Genomic DNA, 17,477 nt, shown 5'->3' on the forward strand with positions numbered 1-17,477 from the left:
TTTGTATGTTCTAACAGGCAGATTAATAGAAAATTAGATATAATAAAAACACTATAGTTTTTTTATGGGGGGGAGTAAAAATAAGAGTCTTAGAGGTTCTCATGTTACTATTTGTTTTCTTAACAATAGTAGCTATCATATTTAAAAGCTTTGGGAATATGAAAATAGCAAAATTAATACCTTTTCTAGCAATACTTGTGTTTATTCCACATGTGTTTTTTGAAGGAATAAGATGGCAGCTTTATCCTGTTTACATAATTATTGTGTTTCAGTTTTTAATGACAATATTATTTCGAGTAGGATTATTAAAGAAGCGAAGGTTGGAAAATGACAAAAAACTGATACGAATGAGTTTGCCTATAGTCATAGGCGGATTCCTATTAACAGTGTTATTTTCCTATGCATTCCCTGTATACAAAATTCCTACACCATCAGGACCACATGAAATTGGTACGATATCATTTGACTTAATAGATGATAGTCGGGAGGCTATTTATAGTGAAGATATGACCGACAATAGGAAAATAAAGCTACAAGTTTGGTATCCTGCACAAAATGTAGGTTCGTATGAGCAAGTTCCGTGGCTACAGGACGGTAAAATAGTGGCAGAGGGTGTCTCGAAATTAATGGGATTTCCGGATTTTGTTCTTAGTCACACGTCTTTAGTGAAGTCGAATTCCTACCTTAATGCCCCTATTAGTAATGAAAAGGAACAATACCCTGTCATTATTCTGTCTCATGGCTGGACAGGATTCAGAAATATTCATACAGATGTTGCAGAACTATTAGCGAGTAATGGGTTTGTTGTAGTAGCGATTGATCATACATACGGGTCAGCTGTCACTGCTTTTAATGATGGTGAGGTAGCTTATGTTAATGATGAAGCATTACCTGATCGTGAAGAAACTCCTAACTTTTTAACATATGCTAATACGTTAGTAAAAACATTTGCAGGAGATATTCAAGCTACACTTGATCAGCTAGAAATGATGAATACAGGCCAAAATAGTTCTACCTTGAAAGGTAAATTAGATTTAGCCAATATTGGTGTGATCGGTCACTCTACTGGGGGAGGGGCTGCTGTAGCGACTGCACTCCATGATAAACGAATAAAGGCGTTAATTGGATTGGATGCATGGGTTGAACCTATAGAAGAACAAGAGCTGGATAGCGGACTACAAATTCCATCTCTGTTTTTAAGAAGTCATGAATGGGAGCAAGGCTATAATAATGAGCATTTGTATTTATTGTTAGGCAGTAGTATGGCTCCTGAGTTATATCAAATTAACAATACCGGTCATCAAGATTTCTCTATGATTTATATGTATTCACCATTAAGCAAATATTTTAACATTACAGGAAAGCTTGACGGGAGAGAGGGTGCAAGCATTCAACACGACTTTATTCTTACCTTTTTTGAAAAAAATATTTATGGTCAAGTAACGAGCACAATCGCAGATGTGGCAAAGCAATATGAGGATGTACAAATCATAACTTCATATCGTAACGAATAACCTCTGTTAATTAATTTAGCTATTATTCCAAAGACTGTTTTCGCATTGGTTGTTTTTCGTACAAAATAAACACGGATCAAACTATAGTTTCGTAGCATCATTTCTTCTATATTATGATGATAATCACAAAAGACTTCTTTTTTTACTGTGGTAATTTTGTATAAATAACAACAAAGTTTACGAAATAAATATTTATTTATGACCTAGGTATACATAGGGTGAAGGTGACAAAAACGAGGTATTTGTGTAGTTGGGATAATGTGATAAGAGTCTTTTCTAACCTTGTGGTGGAGAAGACTCTTATTCGTTCCTTTAAAATGTGGTTAGTTTTTCTTCTTCTTTATAAAAGTTAGTATGAAAACTGAAATAATAATTAGTATGCCGAGTGCAACATAGTTAATGTTACTCAATGGGTTGTCAAGATTAACCTGCTCAAGATTATCTGCTGTTGTAGGCTGTTGTATACTATTTAAAGTCGCAATATCGTCTTGCGCAGACCCCATTATTTTTGTTGGACTGCAAATGGATGATACAAGTTTGTTATCTGCATCCAAGTGTGCATACACTAAATAGTCTTGTTGTAATGAAAAGTTAATACCACAGCTTGCTGAGTCTATTGCTGTAAAAATCTTCACTTGTGATTGTTCAATGCCCTTCCAGCTACTAGTTACTTCGAACAATACCTCGACATCGGAAAAATGAGATTGGAGAAATGATTTACTTTTAGAAACATTGATGACTTTTCCTGAAAATATGGCGCCATACTGCTCGTAGGCTTCTTCAACTGGGGGTGATGGGACACAAGAGCAGGCATTAGCTTTTGTAGTTAACATGGGTATTAATAACATGAAAACCAGTAACGATGTGAGACATAATCTAACGTATTTCATCAGCTACCCTCCCCTCATACTTTAAGTTCTATTCACATATATTTGACGATTAAACGAATCAAATTGTTACAAAGGATGCTGTGTTTGGGTGCACCTTTCTTAATTACATATTGTAACAGAACATATTAGAGTTGAGATAAATGTCAATGATGCTATATGAATCCATTTTATGAGGATAAATATATCAAATTGAATAAAACTAATGCTAATAAACGAAATTCTGATAGAGTGATGGAGATTGGGGCTGAGTAGTTATGAAAAATGTTGAATGTGATTTTTCACCTATGAAACAACAGTTGAAGGCAGATATGAAGCAGGTAATAACTAACTTAGAGGAAAGTTTACAATCAATTGATGATGATAAAAAATGTTTGTTAGGAGAGTTAGAAGATATTAAAAAAAGCTTTGTACAGATTGAAATGAACGCAGCATCATTTTATTTAAATTGTTATTTATCCTCTTATACTGATAAATATGAAGATATTTCACTTAGTATTCAACATATGTCGGATCGTCGACATGGCGGCTTAATTGTTGTACAACGACAAGATCCTCTTAGTTCGTATATCCAATCTAATATACCGATTGAGGCTCAACTAACCTCCTCGTTATTAGAGTCTATTTTTTTTCCGGGAAATCCACTTCATGACGGTGCCGTCATTATTCATGGAAATCAAATAGTTTCAGCAGCCAATGTTCTCCCACTTTCAAATCACTATATAGGCAAAAGCAAATTAGGGACACGCCATAGGGCAGCGCTTGGTTTAACGGAGAGGTGTGATGCGTTAGTATTAATTGTTTCTGAAGAATCAGGGAACATATCATTTACTATTGGAGGACATCTCTATCCTATCGCTAATGCGAAATCACTGTAGCAGGATGTTCTTTTAGTTGTTATTATTGTAATTTAATTTAAACAACAAGTGAGATCATATTTACACCTATCATCTTTTAAAATGAAGAGTAGGGCTTACGATGCTATGAATAACGATGAATTTGAAAAAATTTAGCAAAAAATATAAGGATCTTTTAGCTTTGTTGCTATTTTTATTAATAATTTATTAGAGCTTAATCATTGTAAAAGTAGGAAAGAAGCCCGATCACTAAATGTATAAGTGTTTATATCTTAAAATGGATAGCAATAATCAATGCGCAAAAAGCTAAATATAAAGACCCCAGCTCAAGAAGAAACTGGGGGTTTTAAAAATGTACCTTTACATTTAGCCGTGCTCTTTTACACCTTCATTAGCAGTAATCGTTGTTTGTTCCCTGTCAAACTTAGGTAATGCAACCGCGTAATAAATTCCTACTACTAAGACACAAATACCGACGAGCCAGTATAAACCTTCAACGGTAATAATTGCTGGGAAAGTTACCGCAATAATACCCAAAGTAATCGTTTGAGAAAACATCATTAATGGGTCAATCCAGCCCTGCACCCTTCCCATCATTTTTGGATCTACAATTTTAGGAAGCCAACCACCCATTGCTACATTAATCATTGGTATATTTAAAGCTACAATGAACATAATTGAGAAAAACAATACAAGGTTTGTTGCGTATGCTGCTGCGACAATAAATAAACCACTAAATAACAATCCAAAGATCATCATCTGATATAGCTTGAATTTTTGCGCTGCTATGGAGGCGACGACACTTCCAATTAAAACCCCAACGCCAAATACAATTCCTGAGATTACGGCCATTTCTTCGTACGTGTCAGGTGCTAATTTATATTTAAGTATAAATACTTGCATAACTGAAAAGCCACCATTAATGATCCCAAAGATGAGAAAGCCGATTACTAAGGAAGCTAATAGTCGATTCCCAAAAATATAGCGTAAGCCTGAATTGAAATCTTTAACAATCATTTTAATTTGCAAGTCTTTAATCGTATGTTTTCCATTAGGTAAGCGTACTGATTCTGGAATATTACATGTGTGAAGAAGTATTGCACTTATGATGAATGATATACAGTCAACGATAATTGCCCCTTCAATTCCTACTGTCCAATAAGCTATAGCTCCAAGTCCATTTCCAAATAACATAAATAAGCTACCTAGCATTTGATTTAATCCAGCAGCCGTTGTATAATCATCCTCTTGTAAAATTCCTTGGATAATACCCGTTTCTGCAGGTATGAAGAATTTTGATACAGCACTTCTTAAAAATAGTATTGAAAAAATAAGTGGCATCCATCCAAGCCATATTGAAGCGAGAAAAAAAACTGATAATATAGCTCGAATCCAATCACTGTATATGGCTATTTTTTTCCGATCCATGCGATCAGCTAATACACCAACGAAAAAAAACACTACTAATGTCGGAAGAGAATACATCATTTCATTAATTGTGGCATAGGCAGGTTGACTCGAGAAACGATCTAATAAGTAAAATAGAAAAGCTGTCAAACCAATTACCGAACCCATTTGTGAAGTAAGGTGTGCAAAAAACACTTTCGTATAATTACGGTTTTTAAAAACGGCAAAAGTCTTTTTCATTTTTTTCTCCTTATCGTTTTTTCTTTAGGATCAGTATATTTGATAAAAGGACGTATTGTAACAGTCTGTTGATTGGTTGTAGCTCAGTCCCTAGACCTAGAAGGTGAGTTTGGACAGAGAAACAAATAAAAGGCTCTTTTTAATGGTAGAAAAGATGCCAACAACATTAAATGTATATGTACTTATATTCATGTTTGAACTCAATGTAAAGGTAAACTACGAATAGTGTTTTCCTCAAATTAGGATGCCATGTTGTAACTTGTACATGGAAGTATTACATGAAGGCTTGGAGATGACTGAGCTATAAAATGAAATATTTACTAGCATATTAGTAGATTTTATGAGGTAACAGATCTAGTAAATTTGGTTTATGATCAGAAAATGAGTTGGTGTGAAACTTTTATCTTCTTAGAAGTCTGTTAAAACGAAAGTGTTTCGTGAAACCAAGTATTACTAAACTAATCAAATGTTTTGAAAAACAGTAAGATAATACAAAAAAAGTAGGTCTTTATATCTGTATGTATGCTAGTCCAGTGTTACAATTCTGTTACAATAAATACATGTATATTCCTATTGTAGTAGTAATTTTTCTCGTTTATTCTAAACATATCCCCATTACGAAACAGGGATAAATTTATTCGAAAAGGAGAAAAAGTATGAAAAAGCTGCTTACAATTGCTTCAGTAACACTCCTTACAGGTTCTTTATTTTCCCCATCTACGAAAGCGTTTTCAGGAGAAGTTAATGCAGGTGCGGGAAGCTATTCGACCGTCAAGCCTAGTAATGTATCTGATGTGCAAGAAATGATTTATAAGACTTCAAACATAACTGGAGCGATGCCAACAAATGATTGGTGGAGCTCTACAGCATGGGTGCAATATTCTGACGCCCAATATCCTCATCCGTTAGCCATGATTAATGAATCAGCTGGGCTTCGAATCTATAACCCTAGCAATAATATAGAAGGCTTAGGTGGGTTTACGAAAGGTTGGATGAATGATATAGATGATTTTGTTCTTGGGCATACTGGAACAAGCTCATTTGGAGATACGAAAGTTGATGGCTTTAGTGATTGGTTTGTCACAAATGAATCCAAAAGTGGATCAAACGTTTTAAACGTTACGTATGGTCATGGTTCACCGTTTGTTTATGCGACCTATGAAGGGGGCGACCCAAAAATTACACTCCCTTCTATTCCGCCGACCGTTTGGTATGGTGATGAAAATAGTAATGTGCTAGGTATTACAACTGAAAAAGGTAGTCATTATGCACTATTTGGTCCAACTGGTTCAACTTGGTCAGGTTTAGACACTAAGACGTTAACAAACCATCTAAACGGTAAGAATTACTTTTCTATAGCTGTTTTACCTGATAATTCTTTAGAGACATTAAAGAAATTTGAACAGTATGCATACTCTCATGTTGTAGATACAAAGGTTGACTGGTCTTACAATGAGTCAACAAGTGAGGTAGAAACAACGTACAACTTTGTAACAGAGGCAAAAGAAGGTTCTAATGAAGGGACGATATTCGCTTTATACCCACATCAGTGGAAAAGTACAAATCAACCATTGTTAGACTATACATTTGATTCAGTTCGTGGGACGATGAAGGTTGCAGAAGGCAGTTCATTCAAGACAACAATGGATTTTAATGGTGTATTACCATCATTACCTGATTTAGGGACATATGATAAGGCAACATTAGCAAGTTATATAGATGAGGCACAAACTGAAGTTGACTCGTCAACTGATACGTATTGGTATGGTAAACGTTTAGGTGAACTTGCAACACTTGCACCAATTGCTGAGCAAGTTGGTGATACAGATGCAGCTAATCAATTCCGCCAAGAAATGAAAGCTGGCTTAGAGGATTGGTTAACAGCAAGTGATCAAAGTGGCAATTTAAATAACGAGCGCCTATTTTATTACAATGATAATTGGGGTACGCTGTTAGGATATCCTGACAGTTTTGGGTCAGTTGAAGAAATGAATGATCACCATTTCCATTACGGATATTTTATTAAAGCTGCTGCAGAAATAGCACGTGTTGATAAAAACTGGGCTAGTAATAGCCAGTGGGGACAAATGATAGAGCTGTTAATTAGAGATATTGCAAACGCTGATCGCAATGATGAAACCTTTCCATTTTTAAGGAATTTTGACATGTATGCGGGGCATACTTGGGCTTCTGGTCATGCTAAATTCTTTGATGGTAACAACAATGAATCATCATCAGAAGCAATGAATGCTTGGGCTGGTCTCATTCTTTGGGGAGAAGCTACAGGCAATAAGGAATTACGTGATTTAGGTATTTACTTATTTACGACTGAAATGAATGCCATTAATGAATATTGGTTTGATGTTACAGGAGAAAATCATGACCCAGGATTTACTAGAGAAACAGCTAGTATGGTTTGGGGAGGAAAAACTGTCGGTGATGCAGTATGGTGGACGAATAACCCAGAGGAAGTTCACGGTATTAACTGGTTACCTATTACAGGGGCTTCATTATATTTAACACAATATCCAGAATACACGAAACGAAATTACGATGCACTAGTAGCTGAAAATGGCGGCGAAGATTGGAATGTTTGGGAAGATCTTATTTGGATGTACCGTGCCATTGAGAACCCTGATGATGCAATAAGGCAGTTTAATGCTAGAGCGGATATATTTGAACCAGAGGCTGGAAATTCCAAAGCAAATACGTATCACTGGATTCACAATTTAAATGCATTAGGAAATGCTGACCCTACCATTACAGCAGATTATCCAATCCATGCAGTCTTTACGAAAGGTAATGTAAAAACGTATGTCGTTTATAATATGACAGATTCAGTAAAAACAGTGACATTCTCAGATGGCGCGACAGTGACTGTTGAACCACATCAATTCAATGTTGGTAACGGGACAGGAACTACAGATCCAGGTGGAGATCCAGGTGGAGATCCAGGCGGAGATCCAGGGGATAACCCAGGAGACGATCCAGTTATTAATGCTTTCGACCAAATCGAAGCAGAGCAATACACTTCAATGAGTGGAATTGAAACTGAGCAGACGACTGATGTAGGCGGCGGCTTAAACGTAGGTTGGATTGATAATGGAGACTATCTAGTATTTAATCGTGTTGATTTTGGGACTGGTGCAACTGGTGTAGAAGCTAGGGTAGCTACAGAATCAGCTGGAGGAACGATTGAATTAAGACTTGATAGTATAGAAGGAGAGTTAATTGGTACAGTAGACATTACACCTACAGGTGGATGGCAAAACTGGGTAACAAACACTGGGGCTATTACTAATGCAACAGGTATACATGACCTATATGTAGTGTTCAAAGGTGAAACAGATGCTGGAATGGGTAATTTAAATTGGTTGACATTCACTAATGATCCTGTTGATGACGATAGTAATGTAATTACCGCAGATGATTATACAATTGAAATGATTAATGATGGGCAAAATGCTAAGTTTATTTTTACGCCTAACGCAGGATCATCTGCATTTGTAGATTTCCATTACAAGGTTAATGATGAGGTACAACAAAATGTAAGAGCTGTGAAAAACGGAGAGAACTGGGAGTATACTGTTAATGGTTTACAAGCAGGAGACTCAATCAATTTCTTTTATACGTACGAAAAAAGCCAATTAGCGTATGATTCTCCTTGGTATGAGTACACACATTAAAAAATAATATTTACTTGAAGGGGGGATAAGTCTAATTTAGACTGATCCCCCTTTCTAATGGCAAAAAGTTAACATATCCTTCATTCTATTGGATAAAAAGCTAACTTAATTAATCAAGCTGCTTCCATTTTTTCTTCAATGTTGGTCTTGTATAATTTTGCATTGTATCGATTAACGTTTCGGCATTCGCTGATTTAATCATTAAGTCTAAATGAGAATCATTAGAAAACCCTTCTTGAACACTATGCTTGACCATTTCGACTAATGGATCAAAATAGCTGTTTACATTATATAAACCTATAGGTTTTTCGTGTATACCTATTTGAGCCCAGCATAACACTTCAAATAATTCTTCAAAAGTACCGAGTCCACCCGGTAATGCGATATATCCGTCAGCTAGTTCTCCCATTTTTGCTTTTCGTTCGTGCATGCTATCAACTTCAATGAACTCTGTTAATTGTTGATGCACCATCTCACCTCTGAATAAACCAGATGGCATAATTCCAACAACTTCTGCCCCATGAGATAATGCTGCATTTGCAACCTCACCCATTAAGCCAATTTTAGAGCCACCATATATAAGTCTGTAGCCATTTTGGCCAATTATTTTACCTAAAGTTTGTGCCTTTTGTAAATATTCATCACTTATACCAATATTCGAACCCGCAAATACACAAATCGATTTCATTTTTTCAACTCCAACTCCAAAATAGAAACTATTGTAATTCTACTATACTACATCTAAATAATATTTGTTTGGTATGAATAAGTATAAAATTCTAAACATACTATTGGAAATAAGATGAAATGCCTATTGTAGCCAGCATTGTCGTATGAAGGTATACAACCAAAGAGGACAAGCGTAGCGGTAAGTGGTTGATAGCAAAAATAAGAATTGAGGAGAGGTGCAATGAGAAAGCGTTATGTAGTATTGATGTTGCTTTTAGTAGTGATATTTTCTACAGCTTGTGGAACGAACGAAACTACCAATAGCAGTGGAGCAGATCAAAATTTCGACTTAGTAGAACAAGGAAAACTAACGTGGGCTAGTAGCGGCTTGTATAAACCTTTTAACTACTCAGAAAATGGAGAACTAAAAGGATTTGATGTTGAGATTGGTTATGCACTAGCAGAAAAGCTTGGACTTGAGCCAAATCCTGTTACCACACCATGGGAAACAATATTGCAAGGTTTAAAAGGAGAAAAATTTGACATTATTTTAGGAAGTATGGCTATAACAGATGATCGATTAAAACAAGTTAACTTTACAGACCCATATTATTATTCAGGTGGTACAGTTTTTGTTTCGGATGAAAATAAAGAAATTAAATCAGCAGATGATTTAGCTGGGAAACGAATTGGCGTTGTAGCACAGAGCACATATGATGAAGCTGCGAAGAAGTATACTGACGATATTAAGTATTATAACAGTGATGTTACAGCACTTAATGATTTAACAGTAAAAGGTCGGCTAGATGCGGTTATTACGGATTCAATCGTTGGCTTTGAGGCTCAAGCAGCAGGTTTAACTATTAAAGAGGCTGGAGACCGTCTGTGGGTCGAACGAATTGGTATTGCGGTTAGAAAAGATGACGAAGAATTGTTGGAAGCTTTAAATGAAGTGTTAGAAGAAATTGTTACGGACGGTACGTATGTAGATATTTCAAATGATTTTTTCGGTACGAATCTATTAGATGTCAATCTTGAAGGTGTTGAAATATATAAATAATAGTAGGTTTATTATGCGGATAGGGGGTGCGGCATATAGTTATTGTTGATTTGTTCTTAAGAACATTTTCCGGATTTATAGAAGCTAGCTGGATGACTATACGGTTAACGATCGTAGGTCTAACACTAGGTTCATTGTTAGGTATTATTTTTGCTTTTTTTAAAATCTCTCAATCTAAGCTATTGCAAACAATTGCTTCAATATATATTACGCTAATTCGTGGCACCCCTTTAATAGTACAAATTTCTTTTTTGTATTTTGGTATCTCGTCCCTTATTGTTTTATCTGGATTTTGGGCAGGGTCAATCGCATTAGCTATTCATAATGGTGCGTATATAGCTGAAATATTTCGGGGAGCCATTCAAAGCATTGATAAAGGACAACGCGAAGCAAGTAGTTCACTAGGTATGACGAGAACACAAAGTATGTATCGAATTATCTTTCCACAAGCATTTAAACGATCGATACCCCCACTTGGAAACCAATTTATTATTTGTTTAAAGGATTCTTCGTTAGTATATGTCATTGGGGTTGCTGAGATTTATTCTTTAGCAAATATGGAGGCGGCAAACTCATTCCAACAGTTTGAAGCATTCTTTGTTGCTGGACTATATTATTTAGTTTTAGTAATGATATTTACGTATTTATTACATGTGGTGGAAAAAAGGGTCGATGTTGAAAAAGTGAGGTGAATAATAAACAGTGCTAACGGCTAGGGATGTATATAAAGCATTTGGTGATCTTCAAGTGTTGCAAGGTATTGATCTACACATTAAGCCTCAAGAGGTAGTAGTTTTGGTTGGAATTAGTGGTTCTGGAAAAAGTACATTGCTAAGGTGCTTTAATTTCTTGGAGACAATTGATAGTGGAGAAATATTAATTGATCATAAGAAAATATCTCCCGAAAAAGACAATTTATCGAAGGTGAGAGAGCAGGTAGGAATGGTTTTTCAGCATTTTAATTTATTTCCGCATAAAACAGTTATTGAAAATATTATTGAAGCACCTATAATTGTAAAAAAAGTTAATAAAAACGAAGCTATACAAGAGGGTTTAGCATTGTTAGAAAAAGTTGGACTACAGGACAAAGCACATGCGTATCCTCATATGCTTTCAGGTGGTCAAAAGCAACGTGTAGCAATTGCAAGGTCACTTGCTATGAAACCAAAGGCAATGTTGTTTGATGAACCCACTTCTGCACTCGATCCTGAGCTCGTGGGAGAGGTGCTCCAAGTAATAAAAAAACTTGCCAAAGAAGGAATGACAATGGTTATTGTTACCCATGAAATGAATTTTGCACGAGACGTAGCAGATAGAATTGTTATGCTACACGAAGGCACAATAATTGAGACGGCATCTCCAAAAGATTTCTTTGAAAATCCAACACATGAGCGCACGAAGCAATTTTTAAAGCTTGTAAATAGATAAACACCGTACTACAAGGGTTATTCCTTGTAGTATTTTAATTTGAAGGACTAAATATTTGAAGCTACTTAACATTTTCATGAGATTGCTTACCATTGTTGCAGTAGCTTTTTAACTTTGGGCTATGGACACGCACATAAAGCAGCAAGGTGGCATTATAAACGAAAAATTGATGTTCGGAGTTAGTTTTTCGGGCTTATTTCAATAAGAAAGTAGACTCAAGAAAAAATATGAAAGAACTTCCGTCATTTAATCTCTTGTATGAAAAAGACTATTTCTTACCAATATATATATTGTCAGGTATATGTCGATAAGAAAGCCCATGTGGCAACTTTGTTGCAATTTTACTATCTATTGGAGTAGAGAAAGGTTTTATTCAATCCGTATTGATGAATGTTGTAGAAAAAATGTAATGAATAGCTAACTGTATAGCTGGAGTTTTTATTAGAAGGCTGTTTTCGTATTGGTTTCGTTCTAAGAAATAACCAAGCGGTCGTGGCATCATTTCTACTTTTTCTAGGGTCAGGTCCTGTCTTACTATCCATTGTTAATAAGAATAGCAACAAAGTTTACGAAAAGAGCCTAATAGAACAAGAGTAACTAATGTGAAAACGATCAAAAAGAAAAATAATTTTTAGAATTTGTCCATGATATATAAACATATAATTTAATGTATGATAGAATATCAATTAAATAACCCTGTTTTATAACGTTTTAAAATATGATTATGTGTTTTTCACAAGGACAACTGTTTATCTTTAAATGACAACTTACCACAAATATGAAATGGAAACGAGATAACGTATTGGAGGGATTAACCATGTCAAGTCATGTTTTAGCTTCTTTTTTACAAAATAACTTAGAGGATTTAAAAAATAACGGACTATATAATGTCATAGATCCAATAGAAAGCCCGAATGGGCCGATCATCAAAATTGCTGGAAGAGAATTGATTAACTTATCTTCAAATAATTATTTAGGCTTAGCGACTGATGAACGATTGAAGGAAGTTGCTATAAAAACGATTGAAGAGTATGGCGTGGGTGCAGGTGCAGTCAGAACGATAAATGGAACGATGAATTTGCACGTTAAGTTGGAAGAAGAGTTAGCAAAATTTAAACATACAGAAGCCGCAATTGCTTACCAGTCAGGGTTTAATTGTAATATGGCAGCAATTTCAGCTGTAATGGATAAGAATGATGCCATTTTGTCTGATGAGCTAAATCATGCATCTATTATTGACGGATGCCGTCTCTCAAAAGCAAAAATTATTCGCTTCAATCATTCTGACATGGATGATTTGCGTCAAAAGGCAAAGGAAGCGAAACAATCTGGACTTTATAACAAAATTATGGTCATTACAGATGGCGTATTTTCGATGGACGGAGATATTGCAAAATTACCTGAAATCGTTGAAATAGCTGAAGAGTTTGACCTGATTACATATGTAGATGATGCCCATGGCTCTGGTGTTTTAGGGAAAGGTGCGGGAACAGTTAAGCATTTTGGTTTATCTGATAAAGTAGATTTTCAAATTGGTACGCTGTCAAAGGCCATCGGTGTTGTAGGTGGTTACGTTGCAGGAAAAAGAGATTTAATCGATTGGCTAAAAGTAAGAAGTAGACCATTTTTATTCTCAACTGCATTAACTCCAGCTGATGTAGCAGCATGTACGAAAGCCATTGATATATTAATGAGTAGTACGGAATTACAGGAAAGATTATGGGGAAATGGAGATTATTTAAAGGAAGGTCTTCGCAACTTAGGGTTTGATATTGGTCATAGTGAAACACCAATAACCCCAGTAATCATCGGCGATGAAGTGAAAACTCAACAATTTAGTAAGAGATTAAATGAAGAAGGTGTGTATGCTAAGTCAATTGTTTTTCCAACAGTACCAAAGGGAACGGGAAGGATTCGTAATATGCCTACAGCAGCACATTCGAAGGAAATGTTAGATCAGGCGATTAGTATATTTGAAAAAGTAGGAAAAGAATTAGCTGTTCTCTAATAGTTCGGTTCAAAAGGCGGAGAAGAACAAGGGAGTGTAGCTATAGCATGATACCCTTGAGAAACTCCATATCAAAATGATTTGGGGGATGTAAGATGAAAAAAATCATGGTTACTGGTGCATTAGGTCAAATTGGTTCCGAGTTAGTCATGAAAATGCGCGATATTTATGGACCGAACAACATCATTGCAACTGATATTCGAAATATTGATAGTGCAGTGGTACACTCAGGTCCATTTGAGATTCTTGATGTAACAGATGATAAGAAAATGTTCGATTTAGCTAAAGGTTATGAAGTAGATACGATTATTCACTTGGCAGCGCTGCTGTCAGCTACTGCTGAATCAAAGCCATTACTTGCATGGAATCTTAATATGGGAGGACTTGTTAATGCTTTAGAAGTAGCTAGGGAACTAGGGTGTCAATTTTTTACTCCAAGTTCAATTGGTGCTTTCGGACCGAACACGCCAAAAGAACAAACACCACAAGACACCATTCAAAGACCAACAACAATGTATGGTGTAAATAAAGTATCTGGTGAATTATTATGTGATTATTATTATCATAAGTTTGCAGTTGATACGAGAGGTCTACGTTTTCCAGGATTAGTTTCTTATATGACTCCACCTGGCGGAGGAACAACTGATTATGCAGTCGATATTTACTATCAAGCAATTGAAAAGAAGCAATATACTTCATTTATTAATAAAGGAACGTATATGGATATGATGTATATGGCAGATGCTGTTCATGCAGTTATTACATTAATGGAGGCTGATGCAACTCGTCTTAAGCATCGAAATTCTTTTAATGTATCTGCAATGAGTATTGCACCTGAGCATATTGAGGTAGCTATTCAACAACACATTCCAGAGTTCAAGCTATACTACGATGTTGATCCTGTCAGACAATCAATAGCAGATAGTTGGCCTAATGCCATAGATTGCTCAGCTGCTAAGGATGAGTGGGATTTCAGTGTGAATTATGACTTAGAAAAAATGACAGTAGATATGTTGGAAAAGCTAAAAAAAAAGCAATTAGTTAACGTGTAAGGTTTATATTAAAAACAAAATTCAACAAAAGGGTTAGAAATGGACATCTTTACATAATGAGATGTCTATTTTTATTTGTTTTTTTATTTGCGAATGCAGCAATAGTCTTTGTTAAAGATTTTGCTATGGTGCATTTGCTGTTGCACTTTGGTTGGCTCTGTTAGTAATCTTTGTTGTAATTTTTACTTAAAACGAACAGAATGGAGCGTATTACGAGAGTTCAATAGCGTGCTGATATGTAAGCACGAAAAGCAACAATCAAGGCAAAACAGCCTGTTGACAAGATCCTCAGCTGTTACCATACTCTTACTCAATAAAAGAAAACAAATCGTTACTTCACTTTAAATTCTTCATCTACTAGAACGATAAAGACCGTTCATAATCATAGCTTTTTATCCGTATTTTTATCCATCATTATACACAAAACCTATCCTTGTAATGTTTTAGGACATAATGAAGCTGTGTCCATGGAATTATACTAGCATGAAAGCTTCTATCTATGTTTTTACAAAAGTAAATGAGATATATAGCATAAACTAATTAACAATTAAATATAATCTTATATATTAATTTAGTCACTGCTATTTCCATACCATTTTTTAATAATAATATATTTTAAGGGGGAATCTACCAGCATATTTAAGATAAGAAATTGAAGAGGATTAATTATGAATATCTCTATCATGGGAAAAGCGTCTGATAGTTTAGTTACTGGATGCTATCCTGCAGAGATAGGTTTAAAGCAAGTTCATGGGGCAGCAATTTAGAATTACTCTATCGATAAAGTGTTAATACCAATCAAGTAGATTGTATTGTGATATAGAAGATTAAGTAATTTTATCAAAATATTATTAGTTATGGTGTACTTAGTATAAATTTTATTAATGGGTTAAGATATTTCAATTATTGTCACTTTTTGAATTATCACAAGTTATTGAAAGAATATTCAATTAATTGAATTGTAAATAGTTTAATGGCGGGCAAGCTATTTGGGTAATTAATAGATCGTTCTATGTACTCTACTATCATAGTATCCTGATATTTATTGCAAAATAAAAATGTCTAGTGTGATGAATTTTACTATAGTCCTGTCTTCGAAATTAATAAAGCCCACGGTCACTTTTATAGGCCATTTAAAATCTACTAAACTACATTCGTTCGAGAAAAATAGATAAAGTTAAATTCATTTTTTCACTATTAACACTGTTAAAACGATCTAACTATTAATTAAAACAGCCATGAATATACAATTAATTCTAATTATATGGGCATAATTACCACTACAATACATATAGTGTATTAGTAGATTTGAATTATATAAATCTGGGGGGATTTGTGTGGAAGAGGTTGTCATGAAAGAGGAAGTAAATGAAATAATTGATAATATGCCTGTTGTTGATATTGCAGGAATAGGTTTTGGACCATCAAACCTTGCATTAGCTATAGCACTTGAAGAATCTGGTAGCAATTTTTCTAGTGTGTTTTTTGAAGGTAAAGATCATTTTGCATGGCACCCTAATATGTTAATAGATGGAATGCAGCTACAAGTTTCTTTTTTAAAGGATCTAGTAACCTTAAGAAATCCACAAAGTTATTTTTCATTTTTAAACTATTTAAAAGTACAAAATCGATTAAATGATTTTATTAATTTACGAGATTTTTATCCAACAAGGTTAGAATATAATGATTATTTTCGTTGGGCAGCAGGTCATTTTGCTAATCAGGTACACTATGGAACAAAAGTCAGTAGAATTGAGCCGTATGGTGAAGAAAAAAATCATAGAATTAAATATATTAAAATGACTACAGAAAACTTAAAGACTGGAGATGTTACAGAGTTTTTAGCGAAAAATATTATCGTAGCTACTGGTGGTAAACCAAACATTCCAGAACATCTCGAAATAAACTCTGATAAAGTTATTCATTCAAACCAGTTTCTTTATAAACTGAAAGAAAACTACCCAGATACTAATAAGCCATATCGTTTTGTAGTAGTGGGATCTGGTCAAAGTGCAGCAGAAATTTTTTATTATTTAATGAATCATTATAAAAATGCCCATGTAACTGCTGCTTTTAAAAACTATGCCTATAGGCAAACAGATGATAGCCCTTTTGTAAACGAGTTATACCACCATTCAATGGTAGATTTTCTTAACAATTTAACATCTGAGCAAAGATCATCTTTTTTAGATGAACATCAAAATACGAATTATGCTGTAGTAGATGCGCAATTAATTAAGGATATTTATAAAATGATATATATTCAAAAATTATCTGGTTCAAACAGATGTGAAATAAAACCATTTATGGATTTGAAAAATATTGTTGAAAAGGGCGAGGATTTAGCTGGTGAGTTTTTAAATATGAAAAATGAACTTGAAGAGATATCAGCTGATGGCATATTTTTAGCAACTGGCTATCAAAGAAAAATTCCATCACTAATAGATGGTATTACTGAATATATGGAAAAAGACGAAAAAGGTCAAGTCAAGGTAGATAGAGACCATAAATTAGTTGTTAAAGACTCCTTGTCACCATCAATTTATGTGCAGGGTTTTAATGAACAAAATAATGGCTTAAGTGACACATTATTATCAATTTTACCTTTTAGAGCTGGCGAAATTTTAAAGAGTTTACAGCTTAATAATTTTGTAGAATAACAATTATCC

12 protein-coding genes are annotated in these 17,477 nt (G+C 34.7%); 9 read left to right on the forward strand and 3 right to left on the reverse strand.

Annotated features, from left to right (window positions below; translation table 11 throughout):
* Positions 1–101: 101 nt before the first annotated feature.
* Positions 102–1,514: an alpha/beta fold hydrolase gene (locus SLH48_RS09140; protein WP_320257909.1), complete on the forward strand. Its 1,413-nt coding sequence runs from the start codon at positions 102–104 to the stop codon at positions 1,512–1,514.
* Between the two features lie 323 nt (positions 1,515–1,837).
* On the opposite strand, the gene SLH48_RS09145 is transcribed toward SLH48_RS09140, so the two are convergent.
* A complete protein-coding gene (locus SLH48_RS09145) occupies positions 1,838–2,404 on the reverse strand; it encodes a hypothetical protein (RefSeq protein WP_320257910.1) in 567 nt (188 codons plus the stop codon).
* 254 nt (positions 2,405–2,658) lie between these two features.
* Between SLH48_RS09145 and cdaS the strand changes: the two genes are divergently transcribed.
* Positions 2,659–3,279 (forward strand): sporulation-specific diadenylate cyclase CdaS, encoded by a 621-nt coding sequence (gene cdaS / locus SLH48_RS09150; RefSeq protein ID WP_214482876.1) that lies wholly within the window; start codon positions 2,659–2,661, stop codon positions 3,277–3,279.
* Positions 3,280–3,624: 345 nt separating this feature from the next.
* On the opposite strand, the gene SLH48_RS09155 is transcribed toward cdaS, so the two are convergent.
* The gene (locus tag SLH48_RS09155; RefSeq protein WP_320257911.1) at positions 3,625–4,905 is read right to left on the reverse strand and encodes an MFS transporter; all 1,281 of its coding nucleotides are present in this window, start codon (positions 4,903–4,905) and stop codon (positions 3,625–3,627) included.
* Between the two features lie 656 nt (positions 4,906–5,561).
* Here SLH48_RS09155 and SLH48_RS09160 point away from each other — a divergent pair.
* Positions 5,562–8,591, forward strand: coding sequence for a glycosyl hydrolase (locus SLH48_RS09160; protein WP_320257912.1), 3,030 nt, complete (start codon positions 5,562–5,564; stop codon positions 8,589–8,591).
* Between the two features lie 109 nt (positions 8,592–8,700).
* On the opposite strand, the gene SLH48_RS09165 is transcribed toward SLH48_RS09160, so the two are convergent.
* Entirely contained in the window at positions 8,701–9,279 is a 579-nt protein-coding gene (locus tag SLH48_RS09165) for a TIGR00730 family Rossman fold protein (protein WP_320257913.1), read from the reverse strand.
* Positions 9,280–9,501: 222 nt separating this feature from the next.
* Between SLH48_RS09165 and SLH48_RS09170 the strand changes: the two genes are divergently transcribed.
* From SLH48_RS09170 to SLH48_RS09195, 6 genes are all read left to right on the forward strand, one after another.
* Positions 9,502–10,320, forward strand: coding sequence for a transporter substrate-binding domain-containing protein (locus tag SLH48_RS09170; protein ID WP_320257914.1), 819 nt, complete (start codon positions 9,502–9,504; stop codon positions 10,318–10,320).
* Between the two features lie 26 nt (positions 10,321–10,346).
* Positions 10,347–11,012 carry an amino acid ABC transporter permease gene (locus SLH48_RS09175; RefSeq protein WP_320257915.1) on the forward strand — a complete coding sequence of 222 codons (666 nt, stop codon included), beginning with the start codon at positions 10,347–10,349 and terminating at the stop codon, positions 11,010–11,012.
* Positions 11,013–11,022: 10 nt separating this feature from the next.
* Positions 11,023–11,748 (forward strand): amino acid ABC transporter ATP-binding protein, encoded by a 726-nt coding sequence (locus tag SLH48_RS09180; protein WP_320257916.1) that lies wholly within the window; start codon positions 11,023–11,025, stop codon positions 11,746–11,748.
* A gap of 817 nt (positions 11,749–12,565) precedes the next feature.
* Complete coding sequence (locus SLH48_RS09185) at positions 12,566–13,756, forward strand: glycine C-acetyltransferase (protein ID WP_320257917.1); 1,191 nt, start codon at positions 12,566–12,568, stop codon at positions 13,754–13,756.
* 95 nt (positions 13,757–13,851) lie between these two features.
* Positions 13,852–14,808 carry an L-threonine 3-dehydrogenase gene (locus tag SLH48_RS09190; RefSeq protein WP_214482884.1) on the forward strand — a complete coding sequence of 319 codons (957 nt, stop codon included), beginning with the start codon at positions 13,852–13,854 and terminating at the stop codon, positions 14,806–14,808.
* A gap of 1,337 nt (positions 14,809–16,145) precedes the next feature.
* Positions 16,146–17,468 (forward strand): lysine N(6)-hydroxylase/L-ornithine N(5)-oxygenase family protein, encoded by a 1,323-nt coding sequence (locus SLH48_RS09195; RefSeq protein ID WP_320257918.1) that lies wholly within the window; start codon positions 16,146–16,148, stop codon positions 17,466–17,468.
* The last annotated feature ends 9 nt before the right edge of the window (positions 17,469–17,477 follow it).

The sequence above is a fragment of the Cytobacillus sp. IB215316 genome, assembly GCF_033963865.1.
Taxonomy (GTDB): Bacteria; Bacillota; Bacilli; order Bacillales; family SM2101; genus Nanhaiella; species Nanhaiella sioensis.

Excerpts from the sequence above, each read along its gene's own strand:
- SLH48_RS09155 (WP_320257911.1), bottom strand. The coding sequence starts at position 4,905 with ATGAAAAAGACTTTTGCCGTTTTTAAAAACCGTAATTATACGAAAGTG.
- SLH48_RS09170 (WP_320257914.1), top strand. The coding sequence starts at position 9,502 with ATGAGAAAGCGTTATGTAGTATTGATGTTGCTTTTAGTAGTGATATTT.
- SLH48_RS09160 (WP_320257912.1), top strand. The coding sequence starts at position 5,562 with ATGAAAAAGCTGCTTACAATTGCTTCAGTAACACTCCTTACAGGTTCT.
- SLH48_RS09145 (WP_320257910.1), bottom strand. The coding sequence starts at position 2,404 with ATGAAATACGTTAGATTATGTCTCACATCGTTACTGGTTTTCATGTTA.
- SLH48_RS09185 (WP_320257917.1), top strand. The coding sequence starts at position 12,566 with ATGTCAAGTCATGTTTTAGCTTCTTTTTTACAAAATAACTTAGAGGAT.
- cdaS (WP_214482876.1), top strand. The coding sequence starts at position 2,659 with ATGAAAAATGTTGAATGTGATTTTTCACCTATGAAACAACAGTTGAAG.
- SLH48_RS09190 (WP_214482884.1), top strand. The coding sequence starts at position 13,852 with ATGAAAAAAATCATGGTTACTGGTGCATTAGGTCAAATTGGTTCCGAG.
- SLH48_RS09165 (WP_320257913.1), bottom strand. The coding sequence starts at position 9,279 with ATGAAATCGATTTGTGTATTTGCGGGTTCGAATATTGGTATAAGTGAT.
- SLH48_RS09140 (WP_320257909.1), top strand. The coding sequence starts at position 102 with ATGTTACTATTTGTTTTCTTAACAATAGTAGCTATCATATTTAAAAGC.